The sequence below is a fragment of the Burkholderia sp. Ap-955 genome (assembly GCF_011753045.1).
Taxonomy (GTDB): domain Bacteria; phylum Pseudomonadota; class Gammaproteobacteria; order Burkholderiales; family Burkholderiaceae; genus Burkholderia; species Burkholderia lata_D.
In genome coordinates, this window is the sequence record NZ_VWWH01000237.1 from 1 (window position 1) to 352 (window position 352).

The window sequence follows — 352 nt, forward strand, 5'->3', positions numbered from 1 at the left end:
CGCGGCCGTGCCGGTCACCTCGATCCGGCCCCGGCCGAGATACGCGACCGTCAGTGCCGTGTCGCTGAAATAGGTCTGCGCGGTCGCGACCAGATCGCTGACCACGTAGATATTGCCGAGCGCCGCGTTGTCGACGCCCGCGACGATCTGCGCGACGCGTTCGCGCGCGGCCGGACCGCTCCCGGAGCCCGGAACGGTCAAGCCGTCGTCGCGCGGGCGCACGGCCGCGGCCGTGCCGGTCACCTCGATCCGGCCCCGGCCGAGATACGCGACCGTCAGTGCCGTGTCGCTGAAATAGGTCTGCGCGGTCGCGACCAGATCGCTGACCACGTAGATATTGCCGAGCGCCGCG

Annotated in this window: 1 pseudogene; it reads right to left on the reverse strand. The window is 71.0% G+C overall.

What is annotated here, in order from left to right:
- A pseudogene (locus F3J15_RS38065) lies at positions 1–352 on the reverse strand (hypothetical protein); the annotation flags it as partial.